This is a genomic window from Piscinibacter gummiphilus (assembly GCF_032681285.1).
Taxonomy (GTDB): Bacteria; Pseudomonadota; Gammaproteobacteria; order Burkholderiales; family Burkholderiaceae_C; genus Rhizobacter; species Rhizobacter gummiphilus_A.
This window is the reverse complement of record NZ_CP136336.1, coordinates 5,024,854-5,044,094: the sequence shown is the minus strand read 5'-3', so window position 1 is coordinate 5,044,094 and position 19,241 is coordinate 5,024,854. Positions and strand designations below refer to the sequence as shown.

General features: G+C 66.0%; 26 protein-coding genes and 4 tRNA genes. 26 read left to right on the top strand and 4 right to left on the bottom strand.

Annotation, left to right across the window (positions count from 1 at the left end):
- Positions 1-2 precede the first annotated feature (2 nt).
- The 6 genes from RXV79_RS23945 to RXV79_RS23920 all read left to right on the top strand — a co-directional run bounded on the left by RXV79_RS23945 (position 3) and on the right by RXV79_RS23920 (position 3,268).
- Positions 3-470 (top strand): nuclear transport factor 2 family protein, encoded by a 468-nt coding sequence (locus RXV79_RS23945; RefSeq protein ID WP_316700590.1) that lies wholly within the window; start codon positions 3-5, stop codon positions 468-470.
- A 59-nt stretch (positions 471-529) separates the two neighbouring features.
- Positions 530-937 (top strand): YbaN family protein, encoded by a 408-nt coding sequence (locus tag RXV79_RS23940; RefSeq protein WP_316700589.1) that lies wholly within the window; start codon positions 530-532, stop codon positions 935-937.
- A gap of 112 nt (positions 938-1,049) precedes the next feature.
- Complete coding sequence (locus RXV79_RS23935; protein ID WP_316700588.1) at positions 1,050-2,162, top strand: GGDEF domain-containing protein; 1,113 nt, start codon at positions 1,050-1,052, stop codon at positions 2,160-2,162.
- 132 nt (positions 2,163-2,294) lie between these two features.
- Complete coding sequence (locus RXV79_RS23930; protein WP_316700587.1) at positions 2,295-2,504, top strand: DUF3606 domain-containing protein; 210 nt, start codon at positions 2,295-2,297, stop codon at positions 2,502-2,504.
- A 120-nt stretch (positions 2,505-2,624) separates the two neighbouring features.
- Complete coding sequence (locus RXV79_RS23925) at positions 2,625-2,747, top strand: hypothetical protein (protein ID WP_296726320.1); 123 nt, start codon at positions 2,625-2,627, stop codon at positions 2,745-2,747.
- A 107-nt stretch (positions 2,748-2,854) separates the two neighbouring features.
- Positions 2,855-3,268 carry a globin family protein gene (locus RXV79_RS23920; protein WP_316700586.1) on the top strand — a complete coding sequence of 138 codons (414 nt, stop codon included), beginning with the start codon at positions 2,855-2,857 and terminating at the stop codon, positions 3,266-3,268.
- A gap of 7 nt (positions 3,269-3,275) precedes the next feature.
- On the opposite strand, the gene RXV79_RS23915 is transcribed toward RXV79_RS23920, so the two are convergent.
- Positions 3,276-4,418, bottom strand: a complete 1,143-nt coding sequence (locus RXV79_RS23915) for a murein transglycosylase A (RefSeq protein ID WP_413816711.1) — start codon at positions 4,416-4,418, stop codon at positions 3,276-3,278.
- Between the two features lies 1 nt (position 4,419).
- On the opposite strand from RXV79_RS23915, the gene RXV79_RS23910 reads away from it, so the two are divergent.
- Positions 4,420-4,554 carry a hypothetical protein gene (locus RXV79_RS23910; RefSeq protein ID WP_316700584.1) on the top strand — a complete coding sequence of 45 codons (135 nt, stop codon included), beginning with the start codon at positions 4,420-4,422 and terminating at the stop codon, positions 4,552-4,554.
- A 15-nt stretch (positions 4,555-4,569) separates the two neighbouring features.
- Here RXV79_RS23910 and cysE read toward each other — a convergent pair whose 3' ends face one another.
- Together cysE and apaG are read right to left on the bottom strand one after the other, a co-directional pair.
- Complete coding sequence (gene cysE, locus RXV79_RS23905; protein WP_316700583.1) at positions 4,570-5,367, bottom strand: serine O-acetyltransferase; 798 nt, start codon at positions 5,365-5,367, stop codon at positions 4,570-4,572.
- Positions 5,368-5,375: 8 nt separating this feature from the next.
- Positions 5,376-5,750 (bottom strand): Co2+/Mg2+ efflux protein ApaG, encoded by a 375-nt coding sequence (gene apaG / locus RXV79_RS23900; protein WP_296726333.1) that lies wholly within the window; start codon positions 5,748-5,750, stop codon positions 5,376-5,378.
- A 35-nt stretch (positions 5,751-5,785) separates the two neighbouring features.
- Here apaG and rpe point away from each other — a divergent pair, with 35 nt between their 5' ends.
- Positions 5,786-6,472 carry a ribulose-phosphate 3-epimerase gene (gene rpe, locus RXV79_RS23895; RefSeq protein WP_316700581.1) on the top strand — a complete coding sequence of 229 codons (687 nt, stop codon included), beginning with the start codon at positions 5,786-5,788 and terminating at the stop codon, positions 6,470-6,472.
- Between the two features lie 6 nt (positions 6,473-6,478).
- Entirely contained in the window at positions 6,479-7,138 is a 660-nt protein-coding gene (gph, locus tag RXV79_RS23890; RefSeq protein WP_316700580.1) for a phosphoglycolate phosphatase, read from the top strand.
- A gap of 1 nt (position 7,139) precedes the next feature.
- Here gph and RXV79_RS23885 read toward each other — a convergent pair whose 3' ends face one another.
- Positions 7,140-7,730, bottom strand: a complete 591-nt coding sequence (locus tag RXV79_RS23885) for a chalcone isomerase family protein (protein ID WP_316704194.1) — start codon at positions 7,728-7,730, stop codon at positions 7,140-7,142.
- A gap of 371 nt (positions 7,731-8,101) precedes the next feature.
- Here RXV79_RS23885 and trpE point away from each other — a divergent pair, with 371 nt between their 5' ends.
- From trpE to rplL, 17 genes are all read left to right on the top strand, one after another.
- Complete coding sequence (gene trpE / locus RXV79_RS23880; RefSeq protein ID WP_316700579.1) at positions 8,102-9,586, top strand: anthranilate synthase component I; 1,485 nt, start codon at positions 8,102-8,104, stop codon at positions 9,584-9,586.
- A 1-nt stretch (position 9,587) separates the two neighbouring features.
- Positions 9,588-10,172: an aminodeoxychorismate/anthranilate synthase component II gene (locus tag RXV79_RS23875; RefSeq protein ID WP_316700578.1), complete on the top strand. Its 585-nt coding sequence runs from the start codon at positions 9,588-9,590 to the stop codon at positions 10,170-10,172.
- 7 nt (positions 10,173-10,179) lie between these two features.
- Positions 10,180-11,190 carry a low-specificity L-threonine aldolase gene (gene ltaE / locus RXV79_RS23870; RefSeq protein WP_316700577.1) on the top strand — a complete coding sequence of 337 codons (1,011 nt, stop codon included), beginning with the start codon at positions 10,180-10,182 and terminating at the stop codon, positions 11,188-11,190.
- Between the two features lie 12 nt (positions 11,191-11,202).
- On the top strand, positions 11,203-12,234 hold the full coding sequence (trpD, locus tag RXV79_RS23865; protein WP_316700576.1) for an anthranilate phosphoribosyltransferase: 1,032 nt from the start codon (positions 11,203-11,205) through the stop codon (positions 12,232-12,234).
- Positions 12,231-13,019, top strand: a complete 789-nt coding sequence (gene trpC / locus RXV79_RS23860) for an indole-3-glycerol phosphate synthase TrpC (RefSeq protein ID WP_316700575.1) — start codon at positions 12,231-12,233, stop codon at positions 13,017-13,019. Before trpD ends, trpC begins: the two co-directional genes overlap by 4 nt.
- Positions 13,016-13,681: a uracil-DNA glycosylase gene (locus tag RXV79_RS23855; protein WP_316700574.1), complete on the top strand. Its 666-nt coding sequence runs from the start codon at positions 13,016-13,018 to the stop codon at positions 13,679-13,681. Before trpC ends, RXV79_RS23855 begins: the two co-directional genes overlap by 4 nt.
- A 44-nt stretch (positions 13,682-13,725) precedes the next feature.
- Positions 13,726-13,811: transfer RNA gene (locus RXV79_RS23850), tRNA-Tyr, on the top strand.
- Positions 13,812-13,874: 63 nt separating this feature from the next.
- Positions 13,875-13,948, top strand: a tRNA-Gly gene (locus RXV79_RS23845).
- 69 nt (positions 13,949-14,017) lie between these two features.
- A tRNA-Thr gene (locus RXV79_RS23840) sits at positions 14,018-14,092 on the top strand.
- A gap of 46 nt (positions 14,093-14,138) precedes the next feature.
- A complete protein-coding gene (gene tuf, locus RXV79_RS23835) occupies positions 14,139-15,329 on the top strand; it encodes an elongation factor Tu (protein WP_316700562.1) in 1,191 nt (396 codons plus the stop codon).
- 16 nt (positions 15,330-15,345) lie between these two features.
- Positions 15,346-15,421, top strand: a tRNA-Trp gene (locus RXV79_RS23830).
- A 76-nt stretch (positions 15,422-15,497) separates the two neighbouring features.
- The gene (gene secE, locus RXV79_RS23825; protein ID WP_316700572.1) at positions 15,498-15,881 is read left to right on the top strand and encodes a preprotein translocase subunit SecE; all 384 of its coding nucleotides are present in this window, start codon (positions 15,498-15,500) and stop codon (positions 15,879-15,881) included.
- A 4-nt stretch (positions 15,882-15,885) separates the two neighbouring features.
- A complete protein-coding gene (nusG, locus tag RXV79_RS23820; RefSeq protein WP_201810271.1) occupies positions 15,886-16,476 on the top strand; it encodes a transcription termination/antitermination protein NusG in 591 nt (196 codons plus the stop codon).
- Positions 16,477-16,621: 145 nt separating this feature from the next.
- The gene (rplK, locus tag RXV79_RS23815; RefSeq protein ID WP_296726360.1) at positions 16,622-17,053 is read left to right on the top strand and encodes a 50S ribosomal protein L11; all 432 of its coding nucleotides are present in this window, start codon (positions 16,622-16,624) and stop codon (positions 17,051-17,053) included.
- Positions 17,054-17,055: 2 nt separating this feature from the next.
- The gene (rplA, locus tag RXV79_RS23810) at positions 17,056-17,766 is read left to right on the top strand and encodes a 50S ribosomal protein L1 (RefSeq protein WP_296726366.1); all 711 of its coding nucleotides are present in this window, start codon (positions 17,056-17,058) and stop codon (positions 17,764-17,766) included.
- A gap of 280 nt (positions 17,767-18,046) precedes the next feature.
- Complete coding sequence (rplJ, locus tag RXV79_RS23805) at positions 18,047-18,553, top strand: 50S ribosomal protein L10 (protein WP_201810282.1); 507 nt, start codon at positions 18,047-18,049, stop codon at positions 18,551-18,553.
- A gap of 43 nt (positions 18,554-18,596) precedes the next feature.
- Entirely contained in the window at positions 18,597-18,980 is a 384-nt protein-coding gene (gene rplL, locus RXV79_RS23800; protein ID WP_296726370.1) for a 50S ribosomal protein L7/L12, read from the top strand.
- The last annotated feature ends 261 nt before the right edge of the window (positions 18,981-19,241 follow it).

Sequence of the window (19,241 nt, the reverse complement as noted above, 5' to 3'; positions counted from 1 at the left end):
GCATGGAAAGCCGGCCCCCGCTTCCGCCGTTCACCGCCGAGACCGCACGGCAGAAGGTGCGCCTCGCCGAGGACGCATGGAACTCGCGCGACCCCGACCGCGTGGTGGGCGTCTACACGCCGGACACACGCTGGCGCAACCGCGCCGAGTTCCCGGTGGGCCGTGAGGAGGTGCATGCATTCCTGTCGCGCAAATGGGCGCGCGAGCTCGACTACCGGCTGATCAAGGAGTTGTGGGCTTTCGACGGCGCGCGCATCGCGGTGCGCTTCGCCTACGAGTGGCACGACGACTCGGCTCAGTGGTATCGCAGCTATGGCAACGAGAACTGGGAATTCACCCCCCAAGGGCTGATGGCCTGGCGGCACGCCAGCATCAACGACCTGCCCATTCGCCCCGAGCAGCGGCTCTTCCACTGGCCACTCGGCCGCCGGCCGGACGAGCACGCGGGGCTGAGCGAACTCGGGCTCTGATCCCAGGGCTCCCAAAGAGAGCAAGCGAAGCCCGCGGCACTGGCCTACGATGCGGGGCCATGCGGCCCCTGCACCACCTGAGCACCCAAAGTCAGCGCCTGCTGTGGATGCTGGCCGGGTTGGTCAGCCTGGTGGTCGGATTCATCGGCATCTTCCTGCCGCTGCTGCCGACCACGCCGTTCGTGCTGCTGGCGGCGTTCTGTTTCTCGCGGGGCAGCAAGCGCATGGAGGCCTGGCTGGTCAGCCACCCCCGCTTCGGGCCGATGGTGCATGCCTGGCGGCGCAACCGCGCGGTGCCGCTGCGCGCCAAGCAGCTCGCCACGGTGATGATGGCCGCCAGCGCCACCGGTTCCTGGTTCGTGGTGCACTCGCCCTGGCGGTGGGCGCCCGCCATCGTCTGCACCTGCGTGGCGCTTTGGCTCTGGAGCCTGCCCACCACCCCCGCCGCCCCGCCTGCCGACCGGTGAGCGGGGGCGACCCCGGTTCAGGGGGGACCCTTCCGACAACGTGTGCTTTCACACGGCGCGGCACAGGCGTACCGTTGAACAATCTGACGGTGCTGCCGATAACGATCCCGACATGAATCGAGCCGTTTTCACCTCCTGGGCCGATGCCCTGCTGGGCACCGACCGGAATCAGCGCGTGCGCATGACGCAGGCGCTGGTGGCGAGCGGCATTTATGCAGCTCTCAGCGTGATCGTGGGCCTCGGCGTGCTGCTGGGGCTCGTCGAGCCGCGGCCGGCGGCGGCGCTCGCGGTCACGGTGCTGGGCGTGTCGGCAGTCTTCCTCGCGCTCATCCGCAGCGGCGCCAACCTGCGCTTCGCCTCCGACCCGGCGCTGACGCAGGCGCAAGGCTTCTTCTGCGTGCTGGCCGCCTGTGCGTGTTACGTCGTGGCCGGGCCGTTTCGCGGCGCGATCCTCATGACGGTGATGATCGGCCAGGTGTTCGGCATCTTTGCACTCACGCCGCGCCAGGCGCGCCGCATGGCCACGCTCGGGGTGACGGCCCTCGGCATCACGATGACGGCCGGTGCGTTCTGGGATCCGGTGCGTTTCCCGCCCCGCATCGAGCTGCTCAACTTCCTGCTCATCGTGTTGATGCTGCCGATCATCGGCTGGCTCACCGGCACGCTCAGCGCCATCCGCAACAAGCTGCGCCAGCAGAAGGTGCAACTCGAAAACGCCCTGCAGCAAAACCGCCTGCTGGCCACGCAGGACGAGCTCACCGGCCTGTCGAATCGCCGCCACATGACCACCCTGCTCGTGGCCGAGCGCGGGCGCCAGCAGCGCAACCGTATGCCGATCAGCATGGTGCTGATGGACATCGACCACTTCAAGCGCATCAACGACGGCTGCGGCCACCAGGCCGGCGACCAAGTCCTGCAGATCTTCGCCGACGTCATCACCCACGGCCTGCGCACGGGCGACGCCCTGGCGCGCTGGGGCGGCGAGGAGTTCCTCCTCATGCTGCCCAACACGACAGCCGAAGACGCGCTCATCTGTGTGGAGCGCATGCGGGGCCAGCTGGCCGCGCGCAGCTTCGAGCACATCGCCCCCAAGCTGACCGTGACGTTTTCCGCAGGCATCGGCGTGTGCACGGTCGACGACCGCACCGACGCCATCATCGAGCGCGCCGACCGCGCCATGTACCGCGCCAAGACCGCGGGCCGCAACCGCACGGTCGTGGCCTGAAAGAGGCACAAGACGGGAAATGTGCTCGCGCCGTGCGAGCGGATGCCCACATCGGGCCCTCGTGCCGGCTCAAGAATCCCCGGGCAGTGGCCGATAAATCAGGCATCTCCTGAACGCTGGACCCGTCTTGCCATGCAACCCGATCACAGCCCGTCTCTCGAAGGCCCGACGCAACCTCATGTCGACCTGACCGACCCGCTCGAGGTCGCGCGCTGGTCCTGGCTGCTCGACGTGCCCGACCACCAGATCCACCACGCCGTGAGGCTGGTGGGCAACAACGGCGATGCCGTGGCGCACTACATCGAGCTCTACGGCCGCCCGGCCGGCCGTGCCCGCCACTGAAGCCCGCTGAAGCAGGCAGACGCTGGCACGAAGCTCGCTTTTCAGCCGCTCGGGCGCTTCAACCACGTTTGAAGTGTTCGCCAACCGACCGGGTATGTCGGTTTTGCAGCTGGAATTCACATGACTGACAAACAACGTCATCGCCACCACCACGCGCCCCACGGTTTTCTGCCGAACTGGGCGCTGGTGATGTTTGCGGCCGGCGCCATCCTCGTGGCGACCCTGGCACGCACGCTGATCTGAGCGATTAGCTTTCTCGTCCTCCTCCGCGGGCGCACCGGCCCGGGGCGGCAAGCGGCTTGCATTGAAGATGCCGGCACGTGTCGCCACGCACTGTTTGGAGGATGGCCATGGACGAGTACACCAACCAACTGGTGAAGGAAAGCTGGGACCTGGTCGAGCCCATCGCCCCCCGGGCCGCCGAGCTCTTCTACGCCAACCTCTTCCGGCTCGACCCATCCCTCAAGCCGCTCTTCAAGGGCGACCTGCTGGTGCAGGGCGAGAAGCTGATGAAGATGATCGGCGTGGCGGTCGGCCTGCTGGGGCAGCCGCAGCTGCTGCTGCCGGCCTTGCAGACCCTGGGCCGGCGCCATGCCGACTACGGCGTGCGCGACGAGCATTACGACACCGTGGGCACGGCACTGCTCGCCACGCTGCAGCAAGGCATCGGCGTGGCCTTCACACCCGAGGTGCGCGAGGCCTGGATCGACGTCTACGGCGTGTTGTCGCGCACCATGAAGGAAGCGGCGCGCGTCGCTGCCTGACCGGCGTTCACTTGGGCAGCAGCGCCCACATGCGCAGGGTCTGCTTCATGCGGCCGGCCTGCTGCTCGGCGGTGTCGCCCCAGCCCCAGAAGTAGTCGGCCCGCACCGCGCCGACGATGGCGCTGCCGGTGTCTTGCGCCATCACCAGGCGGCGCAGCGGCGTGCTCGCGAGCGGCTCGGTGGTGTCGAGCCACACGGGGGTGCCGTAGGGCACGCTCTGTGCGTCGACGGCGATGGAGCGGCCGGGGGTGAGCGGCACGTTTTGCGCGCCCTTGGGGCCGAGCGCCGGGTCGGGCAGCGCTTCTTCGCGGAAGAACACGTAGCGCGGGTTGCTCCACAGCATCTCGTCGAGCCGCTTCGGGTTGGCGCGGGCCCAGGCCTTGATGGCGGGCCAGGAGGCTTCGCCGGTGCGCAGCTCACCCTGGTCGATGAGCCACTTGCCGACGGAGCGGTAAGGGTGGTCGTTGTGCCCGGCGTAGGCCACGCGCAGCAACTTGCGCTGGCCATTCGCCTCGGTGAGTTGCAACCGCCCCGAACCCTGGATCTGCAGCACCAGGGCGTCGAGTGGGTCGGCGACGTAGGCGATGGCGTTGCCGCGCAGCGCGGCCTGTGCGGCGGGCTGGGTGGCGATCTGCTGCCGCGTCCAATAGGGCTTGCGCGTGGCGAGGTCGGCCGGCGCGCCGTGCAAGGGGATGCGGAAGCTGCCACCCGCCACGCGCCGTGCTTCAACCAGCGGCTCGAAGTAGCCGGTGATCAGCCCTTCGGCGGCGCTGTCGACGGACTCGACGCGCCAGGGCTGCATGCGCTGCTGGACCCAGGCGCGGGCCGACGCGTTGGAAGCCGGGGTCACGTTGCGCGCGTCGATGCAGATGCGCGCCCATTCGAGCGGCGGCTTGTCGCAGCCGCGTTGCAGCGCCGGCCACCACTCCATCAGGGCGTCGGCTTCCCAGCCCGGCAGCTCCGACCAGTCGGCCTTCACCCAGCGTGAGCGGCTCCGCTGCATCACCACGGGCGGTGCGGCGCTCGGCTTGTCGACCGCGGGCGGTGCCACGACCGGGGGCGGCGGGCTGACGGGCCCGCTCGCACAGGCGGTGAGCACTCCTAGAATCGCCGCCGCTGCAAAACGGCGAAAGCCGAACGGGATCGTCATCATGGGTTTGTTGTTGCTCGAAGCGCTGGCGGCGCTCGCGGTGCTGGTGCTGATCGTGTGGTGGACCATGTTCTCGGGGCGCAAGGGCGGTGAACGCCAGGAGCGTGGCGACGAGGCCGACGGCGATGAGAGCTGAAAGACGCGCGCGGGTTCAGCCGCCGCCGTCGAGATCGATGTGCTGGTCCATGTCGAGCGCCGGCTGATCAGCACGTGGCGTGCCCACCACGCGCGCCGGCACGCCCACCACCGTCTTGTGCGGCGGCACCTCGTCGAGCACTACGCTGCCGGCACCCACCTTGGCGCCGTCGCCGACGCGGATGTTGCCGAGCACCTTGGCCCCGGCACTGAGCAGCACGCCGCGGCCGATCTTCGGGTGGCGGTCGCCTGTCTCCTTGCCGGTGCCGCCGAGCGTCACGCCTTGCAGGATGGAGACGTTGTCGCCGACCACCGCCGTTTCGCCGATCACCACGCCGGTGGCGTGGTCGATGAAGACGCCGGCACCGACCACGGCTGCGGGGTGGATGTCGACGGCGAACACTTCCGATGCGCGACCCTGCAGGCACTGCGCGAGGGCCCTTCGGTTGCGGCCCCAGTACCAGTGCGCGATGCGATGGGTCTGCAGCGCGTGGAAGCCCTTGTGGTTGAGGACGGGGTTGACGCTCGAGCCGGCGGCCGGATCGCGCTCGCTGATGGCGGCGAGGTCGGCACGCGCGAGCTGGCCGATCTGCGGTTCGGCCTGCAGCGCGTCGCGCACGAGCGTCCGCAGGTCGTCGACGGGAAGCTCGGCCGATGCGAGCTTGTGCGCGAGCAGCTCCGCCAGCGCAGCTTCCAGCGAGGGTTGGTCGAGGATCACGGCGCGCAACAGCCGCGCGAGCACCGGCTCGGCGTGTGCGAGCTGAGTGGCATCGGCGCGCAGTGCCTGCCAGATCGGGTCGGCCGGAGCGTTCATGCCCGTGCTCAATGCAAGGTCGATGGGACCGAGAGCGAGAACTCGGGCACGGCCGCGTCGAAGGGCCGCGCGTCTTCGGTCATGCAGAAGAAGGTGCCGCGCATGCTGCCTTGCGGCGTGTGGATGCGTGTCCAGCTCGTGTACTCGAAACGCTCGCCCGGCTTGAGCAGCGGCTGCTGGCCGACGACGGCCAGGCCGCGCACTTCCTCGACGTGGCCGCGCGCATCGGTGATCACCCAATGGCGCGCGATGAGCTGCGCGGTGATGTCTCCGGTGTTGACGATCTGGATCGTGTACGCATAGGCGTGAACGCCTTGCTCGGGGTCTGCCTGTTCGGGCAGGGGGCGCACGCTGACGCTGCAGGTGAATTCGGGCTTGGCCATCGGTCGATTCTAGGGAGCCTCCTAAAATCCCGCGGATGAGCACGCCCACCTACCGCATCGCCCCCAGCATTCTTTCTGCCGATTTCGCCCGTCTGGGCGAGGAGGTGCGCAATGTGATCGCGGCCGGCGCCGACTGGATCCATTTCGACGTGATGGACAACCACTACGTGCCCAACCTGACCTTCGGGCCGATGATCTGCGAGGCGCTGCGCAAGCATTCGGTGAAGGCTGATGGCACTGCGGTGCCGATCGACGTGCATCTGATGGTGCAGCCGGTCGACTCGCTCGCGCAGGCCTTCTGCAAGGCCGGCGCCGACCTCGTGAGCTTCCACCCCGACGCCAGCACGCACGTGGACCGCACGCTGCAGCTCATCAAGGCCGAGGGCAAGCAGGCCGGCCTCGTGTTCAACCCGGCCGAGCCGCTCGATGTGCTGGAGTGGGTGATCGACAAGGTCGACCTCATCCTCATCATGAGCGTGAACCCCGGCTTCGGCGGGCAGAGCTTCATTTCGAGCGCGCTGACGAAGGTCGAGCAGGCACGCAGGATCATCGAGAAGAGCGGGCGCGACATCCGCCTCGAGGTCGACGGCGGCATCAAGGTCGACAACATCCGCCAGGTGGCCGATGCCGGCGCCGACACCTTCGTGGCCGGCAGCGCGATCTTCGGCAAGCCCGACTACAAGCGTGTGATCGACGCGATGCGCGCGCAGCTCGGTCGCTGAACCCGGATGGTGTCGCACGCGCTGGAGAATTTTGATGCGGCCATCGTCGACCTCGACGGCACGATGATCGACACGCTGGGGGACTTCGACGTCGCCCTCAACGCCATGCTCGACGACCTGTCGCTGTCGCGCGTGGACCGTGCGTTCATCGAGCAGACGGTCGGCAAAGGGTCCGAACACCTGATCCGCAGCACGCTGGCGCATGTGGGCAGCGAAGCCTCGGCGTTCGGCGCCGCATGGGCGCGCTACCAGCACCACTACCTGCGCATCAACGGCGAGCATGCGGCCGTCTACCCCGGCGTGCGCGAAGGGCTCCACGCCCTGCGCGCACGGGGCCTCGTGCTGGCGTGCCTGACCAACAAGCCGACCGCGTTTGCGCGGCCGCTGCTGGAAAAGAAAGGCCTCGATGGCTACTTCGCCCAGGTCTTCGGTGGCGATGCGTTCGAGCGCAAGAAGCCCGACCCCTTGCCGCTGCTCAAGACCTGCGAGGCGCTGGGGGTGCCGCCCTCACGCGTGTTGATGGTGGGCGATTCGAGCAATGACGCGCGTGCGGCGCGCGCCGCCGGCTGCCCGGTGGTGCTGGTGAGTTACGGCTACAACCATGGCGAGCCGGTTCACGCGGTCGATGCCGACGGCGTGATCGACCGGCTGGACGCCCTGGCCTGAATCAGCTGTTGGGCGGCAGCGCGGCCGGCTTGCCCAGCAGCGCGTCTTTCAGGTTCGAATCGGCGGGCGACTGGCCCAGCCAGATCTTGACCAGCGCAGAGAAGAACTCGGGCTCCTTGATCGGATCGGCGGCGGGCTTGCCGTTGACGATGATGGTGGTGCCGACACCCGGCACCCAATCCACCGAGAACGAATCGCCGGCGTTCAGCTTCTTGATGCGGAAGAAGATCTCGCTCATCTTGAGCGTGCCGGCCACCGACTTGGAGAATTCGTCCTTCGGCGCGTTGTCTTCCATGCCGCGGGTGAAGAGCTTGCCCAGTTCCGATGCGTTGATCTCGCGCAGCATCACGATGTGCATGCGTTTCGGGCCCGGCGCGCTGAGCACGGCTTCGGGGCTGTTCGCCTTGCGCGTGAGGTACAGGCCCGCGGTGTAGACCTTGAACACGGCCTTGTAGCGCACGCCGGCGCCATTGAGCACGAGCGGGGTGTTGCCCACCTGGAGCCCGTTGTCGTACTTCACCCCGGCGACCTGGGTGGTGTCGGCGAGAGCGCTGGCGGCGGCGGTCAGCGACAGAACGGCGGCGATGATCATGTTGCGAATCAAGGCGGGTCTCCTGGCGTTTATCGCACGGTCGTGCGGAACATGGGATTGTCGCAAACCGACCGAGAGTTGCCAGGGGCCGAGTTCACGGAAACCCGCGATTCGGGGGCCGGGCTCACCCTGCCTGCTACACTTTTTGGATGTTCATCGCGCGCAAACAAACCAAAGGGTCGCACGACCGGGGAGCTTGGCCCTGGCGTCGCCAGCTTCCGTAGGTTGCGTTTGCCGCCGGCCTTGAGCGTGTTGTCGTGAAACGCTCCGCCTTCGGCTCCACCGGCTGCCCCGCGCGGGCACCGTCCGTCTGAACCTCGTCACATGCGGGCTGCAGTCTTGCCCCGCCGGGCCATTGGAGGGCCCAGAAGGTGATCACCGAACTCGAATTCAAGAGCCTTGCCTCAGAAGGCTTCAACCGCATTCCGCTGATGGCCGAAGCCTTCGCGGACCTCGAAACTCCCCTCTCGCTCTACCTCAAGCTGGCCTATGCCTCGGGCAGCGGAAAGCACAGCTTCCTGCTCGAATCGGTGGTGGGGGGCGAGCGCTTCGGGCGTTATTCGTTCATCGGGCTGCCGGCTCGCACGCTGCTGCGCGCCACGGGCTTTCGCACCGAAGTCGTCACCGACGGCAAGGTGGTCGAGACGCACGAAGGCAACCCGCTCGATTTCATCGCCGAGTACCAGAAGCGTTTCAAGGTGGCGCTGCGCCCGGGCCTGCCACGCTTCTGCGGTGGCCTGGCCGGCTACTTCGGCTACGACGCGGTGCGCTACATCGAGCCGAAGCTCGCCAAGACCGAGAAGCCCGGGGGCGTCGACACGCCCGATGTGCTGCTGCTGCAGTGCGAAGAGCTGGCCGTGATCGACAACCTGTCGGGCCGGCTCTACCTCATCGTCTACGCCGACCCGTCGCAGCCCGAGGCCTACTTCCGCAGCAAGCGGCGCCTGGCCGAGCTCTCCGACAAGCTCAAGTACAGCGTGACCGCGCCGCCGGTGAAGCGCGGCACCTCGCATGCGGTGGAGCGCGAGTTCGCGAAAGAGGACTACCTCGCCGCGGTGCTCAAGTCGAAGGAGTACATCGCGGCCGGCGACATGATGCAGGTGCAGATCGGCCAGCGGCTGAAGAAGCGCTACACGGAGTCACCGCTCAGCCTCTACCGCGCGTTGCGCTCGCTGAACCCGTCGCCCTACATGTACTTCTATGACATGGGCGACTTCCAGATCGTCGGCGCCTCCCCCGAGATCCTGGTGCGCCAGGAGCACACGCCCGAAGGGCAGAAGGTGACGATCCGCCCGCTGGCCGGCACGCGGCCTCGCGGTGCCACGCCCGAGCAGGACAAGGCACTCGAAGCCGAACTCAGCGCCGACCCGAAGGAGCGCGCCGAGCACGTCATGCTGATCGACCTGGCGCGCAACGACATCGGCCGCATCGCCAAGACCGGCAGCGTGAAGGTGACCGACGCCTTCGTGATCGAGCGCTACTCGCACGTGATGCACATCGTGAGCAATGTCGAAGGCATCCTGAAAGACGGGATGAGCAATCTCGATGTGCTCAAGGCCACCTTCCCGGCTGGCACGCTGACCGGCGCGCCCAAGGTGCGGGCGATGGAGATCATCGACGAGCTCGAGCCGGTGAAGCGTGGCATCTACGGCGGCGCGTGCGGTTACCTGAGTTTTGCCGGCGACATGGATGTGGCCATCGCCATCCGCACCGGCATCATCAAGGACAACACGCTGTACGTGCAGGCGGCGGCGGGTGTCGTGGCCGACTCGGTGCCCGAGCTGGAATGGAAGGAAACCGAAGCGAAGGCGCGTGCGCTCCTTCGTGCTGCCGAACTCGTCGAGGAGGGCTTCTGACATGCTGCTCATGATCGACAACTACGACAGCTTCACCTACAACCTGGTGCAGTACTTCGCCGAGCTGGGCGAAGACGTGCGGGTGTTCCGCAACGACGAGATCACGCTCGAGGGCATCAGCGAGCTGAAGCCCGATCAGTTGGTGTTGTCGCCGGGCCCGTGCTCGCCGGCCGAGGCCGGCATCTGCGTGAGCGCGATCCAGCACTTCGCCGGGAAGCTGCCCATCCTCGGCGTGTGCCTCGGTCACCAGGCGATTGGTGCGGCGCTCAAGGGCAAGATCGTTCGGGCGAAGACGCAGATGCACGGCAAGACCGATGTCATCAGCACCGACAAGCGCGGCGTCTACGCTGGGTTGCCCGACAAGTTCACCGTCATCCGCTACCACTCGCTGGTGATCGAGCGTGCCACCTTGCCGAAGGAGCTGGAGATCACCTCCACCTCGCAGGACGACGAGATCATGGGGGTGCGTCACACCGCGCTCGCGGGCACGAAGACGCCGCTGGAAGGCGTGCAGTTCCATCCCGAGTCCATCCTCACCGAGCATGGGCACGCGATGCTGAAGAACTTCCTCGAGCTGAAGAACTGAGGTTCGCATGAAGGTCGTCGACCTGCGCAGCGACACGGTCACCCGGCCCACGCCCGCCATGCGCGAGGCGATGGCGCGCGCCGAGGTGGGCGATGACGTGTTCGGCGACGACCCGACCGTGAACGCATTGCAGGAGAGGATCGCGAGCCTCACCGGGAAGGAAGCAGCGCTCTACATGACGAGCGGCACGCAAAGCAACCTCGCGGCCATCATGAGCCACTGTGGGCGTGGCGACGAGTACATCGTCGGCCAGATGCACCACACCTACCGCTGGGAGGCCGGCGGTGCGGCGGTGCTGGGCAGCGTGCAGCCGCAACCGCTGGAGCATGAGGCCGATGGCACGCTCTCGCTGGCGAGCATCGAGGCAGCGATCAAGCCCGACGATGCGCACTTTGCGAAGAGCCGGTTGTTGTGTTTGGAGAACACGCTTGGCGGCAAGGCTTTGCCGATGTCCTTCATGGCCGAGGCGACGGCGTTGGCGCGGCGCCGCGGCCTCGCCACCCACCTCGACGGGGCTCGGGTCTTCAATGCGGCGACGGCGCTCGGTGTACCCGTGCGTGAGATCGCGAGCCACTTCGATTCGCTCTCGGTGTGTTTCTCGAAAGGCCTCGGTGCGCCGGTTGGCTCTGCGCTGTGCGGATCGAAAGCGCTGATCAAGAGCGCCCAACGCTGGCGCAAGATGCTGGGTGGCGGGCTGCGACAAGCCGGTGTCATCGCCGCCGGTGCCCTCTATGCGCTCGATCACCACGTTGAGCGACTGGCCGACGACCACGCGCTGGCTCGCCGTCTGGCCGAGGGGCTGCAAGGCATCGCAGGGCTCACGGTGGAAAGGCCGGAGACCAACATCGTCTTCATCGATGTCGCCGGCGATCGCGCTGCCGGCCTGCTGCCGCATCTCGAATCGCGTGGTGTGCTGGCCACCGGGCTGTACCGCCTGCGCTTCGTGACCCACCTCGACGTCGACGCCGAAGGCGTGGACCGCGCTGTCGCCGCCGTGCGCGACTACTTCAACGTTTGAGCCCTGACCGCCATGACCATCACCAACACCGAAGCGCTGGCGCGCGTCATCGATCACCGCGAGATCTTCCACGATGAGATGCTCACGCTGATGCGCCGCATCATGAGCGGCGAGATGTCGCCAGTGATGATCGCGGCGCTCTCAATGGGCTTGCGTGTCAAGAAAGAAACCATCGGCGAGATCGCCGCGGCCGCGCAGGTGATGCGCGAACTGGCGACGCCGGTGCCCGTGGCCGACAAGGCGCACCTCGTCGATCTGTGCGGGACCGGCGGTGATGGTGCGCACACCTTCAACATTTCGACCGCGGCCATGTTCGTGGCGGCCTCCGCGGGGGCGCGGGTGGCCAAGCATGGCGGGCGCAGCGTGTCCTCGAGCACCGGCAGCGCCGACGTACTGGAGGCGTTCGGCGCCAATGTGAACCTCACGCCGGACCAGGTCGCGCAGTGTCTGGAGCAGACCGGCATCGGCTTCATGTTCGCTCCGAACCACCACGCGTCGATGAAGCATGCCGCGCCGGTGCGCAAGGAGCTCGGCGTGCGCACGATCTTCAACATCCTGGGGCCGCTGACCAACCCGGCACAGGCGCCGAATCAGCTGATGGGGGTCTTCCATGCCGATCTGGTGGGCATCCAGGTGCGTGTGCTGCAGCGCCTCGGCTCCGACCACGTGATGGTGGTCTACGGCATGAACGGCATGGACGAGATCTCTCTCTCGGGCGAGACGCTGATCGGCGAACTCAAGAACGGCGAGGTGCGCGAATACGTGGTGCACCCGAGCGACTTCGGCATGCCCGTATACGACAGCCGCGTGTTGCGCGTGGCCGACAAGGCCGAGTCGGTGCAGTGCATCCAGCGTGCGCTGGCCAATGAAGACGGGCCCTTGCGCGACATCGTGCTGCTCAACGCGGGTGGGGCCTTGTACTGCGCGAACGTGGTGTCGTCGATCGCCGACGGCGTCAGGCGCGCCCGCGAAGCGGTGGCATCCGGCGCCGCCACCAAGAAACTGAGCCAGTTCGTGGCCGCCACCCAGCAATTCAAATCATGAGCGACATCCTCGACAAGATCGTGGCGGTCAAGCGCGAGGAGATCGCCGCCGCCAGCCGCCAGCGCGACCTGGCGTCGCTGCGCCGCGAGGCCGAGGCGCGCACGGACGTCCGCGACTTCGTTGCCGCCCTGCGGCGCAAGGTGGCCGCGGGCCAGGCGGCAGTGATCGCCGAGGTGAAGAAGGCCAGCCCCAGCAAGGGCGTGCTGCGCGAGTACTTCGTGCCGGCCGACATCGCCACCAGCTACGAACGCCACGGGGCGGCCTGCCTGAGCGTGCTGACCGATGTTCAGTTCTTCCAGGGTTCGGCGGCCTATCTGCAGCAGGCGCGTGCCGCCTGCGCCTTGCCGGTGTTGCGCAAGGATTTCATGGTCGACCCATACCAGGTCTACGAGGCGCGGGCGATGGGGGCGGACTGCATCCTCCTCATCGCGGCGTGCCTCGACGACGCGCAGATGGCCGATCTGGAGGCGCAGGCGCTGTCGCTGGGCATGGCGGTGCTGGTCGAGGTGCACGATGGCGCCGAACTCGACCGGGCGCTGAAATTGAAGACGCCGCTCGTCGGCGTCAACAACCGGAACCTGCGCACCTTCGAGGTGACGCTGGACACGACGCTGTCCTTGCTGCCCCGCGTGCCTCGCGACCGGCTGCTCGTAACGGAAAGCGGCATCCTCGGTGCAGCCGATGTGGCCCGCATGCGCGACGCCAACGTCCACGCTTTCCTGGTCGGTGAAGCGTTCATGCGCGCTGCCGACCCGGGTGCAGCGCTGGCGCAACTCTTCGCATGACCGCCGATGACCTGCGCGCCGCCTTCGGCACGGTGCCCGAGGCGTGGCGCGAGGTGCTGCCTGGCTGGACGGTCGACAAGCAGGAGGCCTTGATCGAGCGGATCAAGCAAGTCTCCGCCGACAGGCCGATCGGCCCGGAAGATCCGTTCCGCGCCCTGCGCCTCGTGTCGCCCCAGGAGGCCAAGGTCGTGATCTTCGGCCAGGACCCGTACCCCACGGCTGGCCATGCCGATGGCCTTGCCTTTTCGGCCGGGCATGGCAGGCCACGGTCGCTGGCCCGCATCTTTGAAGTGTTGGCCGCAGACCGACCCGGTTGGGTGCCGCCTGCGGTGTGGAAACTGGACGGCTGGGCCCGGCAGGGCGTGTTGCTCTTGAACCCGGCACTGACGGTTGAGATCGGCGCCGCAGGCAGTCATCTCAAGGTTGGTTGGCTTGCACTTACATCTGAAATCGTGTCGGCGTTGAGCCGGCGGAGCAATCCGCCCACATTCCTGCTTTGGGGTGGCAAGGCTCAGGATTTCCTCGCCCAGGCACTGCCACCAGGTGTGCAGCCGCGTGTGTTGACCACGCGCCATCCGTCCTACGACCTCCACAAGCAGTTCATGGCCGACGGCAGCCACTTCGTGGCCACCCAGCAACTCGTCGACTGGTGGGCTCTGTGAGTGCGGATCCGCAAAATTTGATGCTATAGTCCCGGGTTCGCTTTGGAGGGGTGCCCGAGTGGCTAAAGGGGGCAGACTGTAAATCTGTTGGCTTACGCCTACGCTGGTTCGAATCCAGCCTCCTCCACCAAAGCGAACCGATTTCAAAACGAGTGTTGAACCCGGATGGCATGGCGCCTGAAGGGGCTCCCGAGCGGGAGTAGTTCAATGGTAGAACCCTAGCCTTCCAAGCTAATGACGCGGGTTCGATTCCCGTCTCCCGCTCCATAGATGTCGCCAGTGGTTTGCGTGGTTCAAAGCGCAAACCAGTGTCGATTGGCACCGAAGTTTGGTTCGGCCCATGTGGCTCAGTGGTAGAGCACTCCCTTGGTAAGGGAGAGGTCACGCGTTCGATCCGCGTCATGGGCACCACAGTTTTCTTCAGCATCGTCTCTCTCGACCGCTAGGAGCTCGAAAAATGGCAAAAGGCAAATTTGAACGGACCAAGCCGCACGTGAACGTGGGGACGATTGGTCACGTGGACCATGGCAAGACGACGCTGACGGCGGCGATCACGACGGTGCTGTCGAAGAAGTTCGGTGGCGAAGCCAAGGCGTACGACCAGATTGACGCGGCGCCCGAAGAGAAGGCGCGCGGCATCACCATCAACACCGCCCACGTCGAGTACGAGACCGCCAACCGTCACTACGCGCACGTCGACTGCCCTGGGCACGCCGACTACGTGAAGAACATGATCACCGGTGCCGCCCAGATGGACGGTGCGATTCTGGTGTGCTCGGCCGCTGACGGCCCCATGCCCCAGACCCGCGAGCACATCCTGCTGGCCCGTCAGGTCGGCGTGAAGTACATCATCGTCTTCCTCAACAAGTGCGACATGGTCGACGACGCCGAGCTGCTCGAGCTCGTCGAGATGGAAGTGCGTGAGCTGCTCAGCAAGTACGACTTCCCCGGCGACGACACCCCCATCGTCAAGGGTTCGGCCAAGCTCGCCATGGAAGGCGACACCGGCGAGCTCGGCGAAGGCGCCATCATGAAGCTCGCCGAAGCCCTGGACACCTACATCCCCACGCCTGAGCGCGCCATCGACGGCGCCTTCCTCATGCCCGTGGAAGACGTGTTCTCCATCTCCGGCCGCGGCACCGTCGTGACCGGCCGTGTCGAGCGCGGTGTCATCAAGGTCGGCGAAGAAATCGAGATCGTCGGCATCAAGGCCACCCAGAAGACCACCTGCACCGGCGTCGAAATGTTCCGTAAGCTGCTCGACCAAGGTCAGGCAGGCGACAACGTCGGCATCCTGCTGCGCGGCACCAAGCGCGAAGAAGTCGAGCGCGGCCAAGTGCTGTGCAAGCCCGGCTCCATCAAGCCGCACACCCACTTCACTGCCGAGATCTACGTGCTCAGCAAGGAAGAGGGCGGCCGCCACACCCCGTTCTTCAACAACTACCGTCCCCAGTTCTACTTCCGCACGACGGACGTGACCGGCGCGGTGGAGCTGCCGAAGGACAAGGAAATGGTCATGCCGGGCGACAACGTCAGCATCACCGTCAAGCTGATCGCTCCGATCGCCATGGAAGAAGGCCTGCGCTTCGCCATCCGCGAAGGCGGCCGCACCGTCGGCTCGGGCGTCGTTGCCAAGATCCTGGAGTAAGGTCAGAAAAAGCCACAGGGGTATAGCTCAATTGGCAGAGCGCTGGTCTCCAAAACCAGAGGTTGTAGGTTCGATTCCTACTGCCCCTGCCAAGCCCGCAAGGAGTCAAAAGCCCTGCGGGCTTTGCTGCTGAAAGGGCACTCGTTGCCCGCGCGTTAGATCGATCACATGGCCAATCCGCAAATCGAAACTGTTTCCACCGGCGCCGACAAGGCCAAGCTGGCTGTGGCCGGCCTCCTCGTCGTAGGCGCGGTGGTCGCGTTCTACCTGCTCGGCAAGCAAGACATGTGGGTGCGCGTGGTCGCGCTCCTCGTGTTGCTGGCGATGGCGGTCGGGACGTTCTTCACTTCCGAATCTGGCAAGCAGCTGATCGCTTTCGGTCAAGACTCCGTCAAGGAGGTGAAGAAGGTGGTCTGGCCGACCCGCAAGGAGGCCGGCCAGATGACCCTCTACGTGTTTGCGTTCGTCGTCGTGATGGCCCTGTTCCTGTGGCTGACCGACAAGACCCTCGAGTGGGTGCTGTACGACCTGATTCTCGGATGGAAGAGGTAAGCCGATGAGCGAACAACCCACCACGGGCGGTGAAGTGACGGCGGCCTCGCTGGCGCCGGCGACCAACAAGCGTTGGTACGTCGTCCACGCCTACTCGGGCATGGAAAAGGCCGTCGAGCGCAATCTGCGCGAGCGCATCGAGCGTTCGGGCATGCAAGACAAGTTTGGCCGCATCCTGGTGCCGATGGAAGAAGTCGTCGAGCTCAAGAACGGCAAGAAGGCCGTCACCGAGCGCCGCTTCTTCCCGGGCTACGTGCTGGTCGAGATGGAGATGGCCGACGACACCTGGCACCTGGTGAAGCACACCAGCAAGGTCACGGGTTTCGTGGGTGGTGCGAAGAACCGCCCGGCCCCGATCTCCGAAGCCGAGGTGATGAAGATCGTCACCCAGATGCAAGAAGGCGTCGAAAAGCCGCGCCCCAAGGTGGAGTGGTCGGTCGGCGAGCTGGTGCGGGTCAAGGAAGGCCCGTTCACCGACTTCAACGGCGCCGTGGAAGATGTCAACTACGACAAGTCCAAGGTGCGCGTGTCGGTCACCATCTTCGGTCGTGCGACGCCGGTCGAGCTCGACTTCTCCCAAGTCGAAAAGATCTGAGCCTGAATGGCGGCTTGGCGCTCCGGCGCTGAAGCCATTCCGTTGCTGCTGGTGACGAGACACCGGCACGAGGAGCCAAGGTAACCAGTCCTTGGCGTTTGCACTCAAGGCCCATGCAGTTCTGTGGGCCTGATTGGAGAGAAAGATGGCCAAGAAAATTGTCGGCTTCATCAAGCTGCAAGTTCCGGCGGGCAAAGCCAACCCGTCCCCCCCGATCGGTCCGGCGCTGGGTCAGCGCGGTCTGAACATCATGGAGTTCTGCAAGGCGTTCAACGCCCAGACGCAAGGCATGGAGCCGGGTCTGGCGCTGCCGGTGGTGATCACCGCATTTGCAGACAAGTCCTTCACCTTCGTCTTGAAGAGCCCGCCCGCAGCGGTGTTGATCAAGAAGGCGCTCAAGCTCGACAAGGGTTCGGCCAAGCCGCACACCGACAAGGTTGGCAAGCTGACCCGCGCACAGGCTGAAGAGATTGCCAAGGTCAAGGTCAAGGACCTGACCGGCGCCGACCTCGACGCCGCTGTCCGCACGATCGCTGGTACCGCCCGCTCGATGGGCGTGACGGTGGAAGGAGTCTGAGCATGGCCAAGTTGACCAAACGCCAGAAGGCGCTCGCCGGCAAGGTCGAGAGCACCAAGCTGTACGCCCTCGACAACGCGCTCGCGATCGTGAAGGAATGCGCCACCGCCAAGTTCGATGAATCCATCGACGTGGCCGTGCAACTCGGCATCGACGCCAAGAAGTCCGACCAGGTCGTGCGTGGCGCCGTCGTGCTGCCCAACGGCACCGGCAAGACCAAGCGCGTCGCCGTGTTCGCCCAAGGCGCCAAGGCTGAAGAAGCCAAGGCCGCCGGTGCCGACATCGTCGGCATGGACGACCTCGCCGAGCGCATCAAGGCCGGCAACATGGACTTCGACGTCGTGATCGCCTCGCCCGACACGATGCGCATCGTCGGTACCCTCGGCCAGGTGCTGGGCCCGCGCGGCCTGATGCCGAACCCGAAGGTCGGCACCGTGACGCCTGACGTCGCCACCGCGGTGAAGAACGCCAAGGCCGGTCAGGTGCAGTTCCGCGTCGACAAGGCCGGCATCGTGCACGGCACGATCGGCCGTCGCTCGTTCGACTCCGACAAGCTGGCCGGCAACCTGCGCGCGCTGATCGAAGCCCTGAACAAGGCCAAGCCGGCCACGTCCAAGGGCATCTACCTGCGCAAGGTGGCGATCTCGTCGACCATGGGCGTGGGCGCCCGTGTGGACGTGGCGACCATCAACGCCGCACCGACGCAGGCTTGAGAAACACGAGATCGCGCTGAGTCTGGCGCGGTCTTGAAGAGTTTGGTGGGCCGGCTTGCCCTTGCCAGCAATGGCGAAAGGTGGGCCGGGTCATCGAAGACCGCAGGCGCAGCACACGCTGCTTAATCGACGATCCGGGTGATGAGCCCGGTCCGACGCCCGCGCAGATGGCGGTCCCCGCTGGAAAGAAAACCCCGGTTTTCTGGATAGAGAGGTCGCTGCATTGTGGTGTGTTTGGAGGCGGCAACGCCAAAGAACACGTTTGTGTGAGGAGCAGACCTTGAGTCTCAATCGCAACGAGAAAGCCACCGTGGTGGCGGATGTGGCGGCCCAGGCGGCCAAGTCGCAGACGCTGGCGCTGGCCGAGTACCGTGGCCTCACCGTCGCTCACCTCGACGTGCTGCGCAAGCAGGCGCGCGAAAAGGGCGTGTACCTTCACGTGCTGAAGAACACCCTGGCTCGCCGTGCCGTCGCTGGCACCCCGTTCGAAGTGGCGTCGGACGCCATGGTCGGTCCGCTGATCTACGGTTTTTCCGAAGACGCCGTCGCCGCGGCCAAAGTCATCGCCGACTTTGCCAAGGGCAACGACAAGCTGGTCCTGAAGGCCGGCGCTTACGCTGGCAAGGCACTCGACGCCGAAGGCCTGAAGGCCCTGGCATCGGTCCCGAGCAAGGAAGTGCTGCTGTCGCAGATCGCCGGCTTGCTCAAGTCGCCGGTTCAGCGCACCGCTGCCGTCCTGGCCGCCCTGGCCAAGAAGCGCGAAGAAGCTGCCGCCCCGGCCGCCTGATCGGCTCGCATCTCTATTCAACTGATCTATCTAGGAAATCATCATGGCATTCGACAAAGACGCATTCCTGACCGCCCTCGACAGCATGTCGGTCATGGAACTCAATGACCTGGTCAAGGCAATCGAAGAGAAGTTCGGCGTGTCCGCCGCTTCGATGGCTGTTGGCGGTGGCGGTGGTGCTGCCGGCGGCGCTGCCGCTCCGGCCGCTGAAGAGAAGACCGAATTCAACGTCATGCTGCTCGAAGCCGGCGCCAACAAGGTGTCCGTCATCAAGGCCGTGCGCGAAATCACCGGCCTGGGCCTCAAGGAAGCCAAGGACCTGGTCGACGGCGCTCCGAAGCCCGTCAAGGAAGGCGCTGCCAAGGCCGACGCCGAAGCCGCCGTCAAGAAGCTGGTGGAAGCCGGCGCCAAGGCCGAACTCAAGTAATCGAGTCCCGGCAAAGGGGCTGGGAGCCGTTTTCGGCCCCCAGCCTTTTGCGCTTCAAGGGCACATCCACTGGATGACCCCTTGGAGAACACCTGTAAAGCCCCCGGTTGACAATCGAGGGCTTTCCAAGTGTTCTCTGAACCGACTGCAGAGAACAGGTTTGGTCGGGCCCCGGTGCAATGCCGGGGTTGTCCGCCAGCGGCTGGTAGTGGCCAGCCACCAAGCGTCGAACGCAATGTTCGAGTTGACAGTCGCCGACGG

What these genes read in the sequence shown, in the direction of transcription:
- RXV79_RS23945 (WP_316700590.1), top strand. Translation starts at nt 3, where the DNA reads ATGGAAAGCCGGCCCCCGCTTCCGCCGTTCACCGCCGAGACCGCACGG.
- RXV79_RS23940 (WP_316700589.1), top strand. Translation starts at nt 530, where the DNA reads ATGCGGCCCCTGCACCACCTGAGCACCCAAAGTCAGCGCCTGCTGTGG.
- RXV79_RS23935 (WP_316700588.1), top strand. Translation starts at nt 1,050, where the DNA reads ATGAATCGAGCCGTTTTCACCTCCTGGGCCGATGCCCTGCTGGGCACC.
- RXV79_RS23930 (WP_316700587.1), top strand. Translation starts at nt 2,295, where the DNA reads ATGCAACCCGATCACAGCCCGTCTCTCGAAGGCCCGACGCAACCTCAT.
- RXV79_RS23925 (WP_296726320.1), top strand. Translation starts at nt 2,625, where the DNA reads ATGACTGACAAACAACGTCATCGCCACCACCACGCGCCCCACGGTTTT.
- RXV79_RS23920 (WP_316700586.1), top strand. Translation starts at nt 2,855, where the DNA reads ATGGACGAGTACACCAACCAACTGGTGAAGGAAAGCTGGGACCTGGTC.
- RXV79_RS23915 (WP_413816711.1), bottom strand. Translation starts at nt 4,418, where the DNA reads ATGACGATCCCGTTCGGCTTTCGCCGTTTTGCAGCGGCGGCGATTCTA.
- RXV79_RS23910 (WP_316700584.1), top strand. Translation starts at nt 4,420, where the DNA reads ATGGGTTTGTTGTTGCTCGAAGCGCTGGCGGCGCTCGCGGTGCTGGTG.
- cysE (WP_316700583.1), bottom strand. Translation starts at nt 5,367, where the DNA reads ATGAACGCTCCGGCCGACCCGATCTGGCAGGCACTGCGCGCCGATGCC.
- apaG (WP_296726333.1), bottom strand. Translation starts at nt 5,750, where the DNA reads ATGGCCAAGCCCGAATTCACCTGCAGCGTCAGCGTGCGCCCCCTGCCC.
- rpe (WP_316700581.1), top strand. Translation starts at nt 5,786, where the DNA reads ATGAGCACGCCCACCTACCGCATCGCCCCCAGCATTCTTTCTGCCGAT.
- gph (WP_316700580.1), top strand. Translation starts at nt 6,479, where the DNA reads ATGGTGTCGCACGCGCTGGAGAATTTTGATGCGGCCATCGTCGACCTC.
- RXV79_RS23885 (WP_316704194.1), bottom strand. Translation starts at nt 7,730, where the DNA reads ATGATCATCGCCGCCGTTCTGTCGCTGACCGCCGCCGCCAGCGCTCTC.
- RXV79_RS23875 (WP_316700578.1), top strand. Translation starts at nt 9,588, where the DNA reads ATGCTGCTCATGATCGACAACTACGACAGCTTCACCTACAACCTGGTG.
- ltaE (WP_316700577.1), top strand. Translation starts at nt 10,180, where the DNA reads ATGAAGGTCGTCGACCTGCGCAGCGACACGGTCACCCGGCCCACGCCC.
- trpD (WP_316700576.1), top strand. Translation starts at nt 11,203, where the DNA reads ATGACCATCACCAACACCGAAGCGCTGGCGCGCGTCATCGATCACCGC.
- trpC (WP_316700575.1), top strand. Translation starts at nt 12,231, where the DNA reads ATGAGCGACATCCTCGACAAGATCGTGGCGGTCAAGCGCGAGGAGATC.
- RXV79_RS23855 (WP_316700574.1), top strand. Translation starts at nt 13,016, where the DNA reads ATGACCGCCGATGACCTGCGCGCCGCCTTCGGCACGGTGCCCGAGGCG.
- tuf (WP_316700562.1), top strand. Translation starts at nt 14,139, where the DNA reads ATGGCAAAAGGCAAATTTGAACGGACCAAGCCGCACGTGAACGTGGGG.
- secE (WP_316700572.1), top strand. Translation starts at nt 15,498, where the DNA reads ATGGCCAATCCGCAAATCGAAACTGTTTCCACCGGCGCCGACAAGGCC.
- nusG (WP_201810271.1), top strand. Translation starts at nt 15,886, where the DNA reads ATGAGCGAACAACCCACCACGGGCGGTGAAGTGACGGCGGCCTCGCTG.
- rplK (WP_296726360.1), top strand. Translation starts at nt 16,622, where the DNA reads ATGGCCAAGAAAATTGTCGGCTTCATCAAGCTGCAAGTTCCGGCGGGC.
- rplA (WP_296726366.1), top strand. Translation starts at nt 17,056, where the DNA reads ATGGCCAAGTTGACCAAACGCCAGAAGGCGCTCGCCGGCAAGGTCGAG.
- rplL (WP_296726370.1), top strand. Translation starts at nt 18,597, where the DNA reads ATGGCATTCGACAAAGACGCATTCCTGACCGCCCTCGACAGCATGTCG.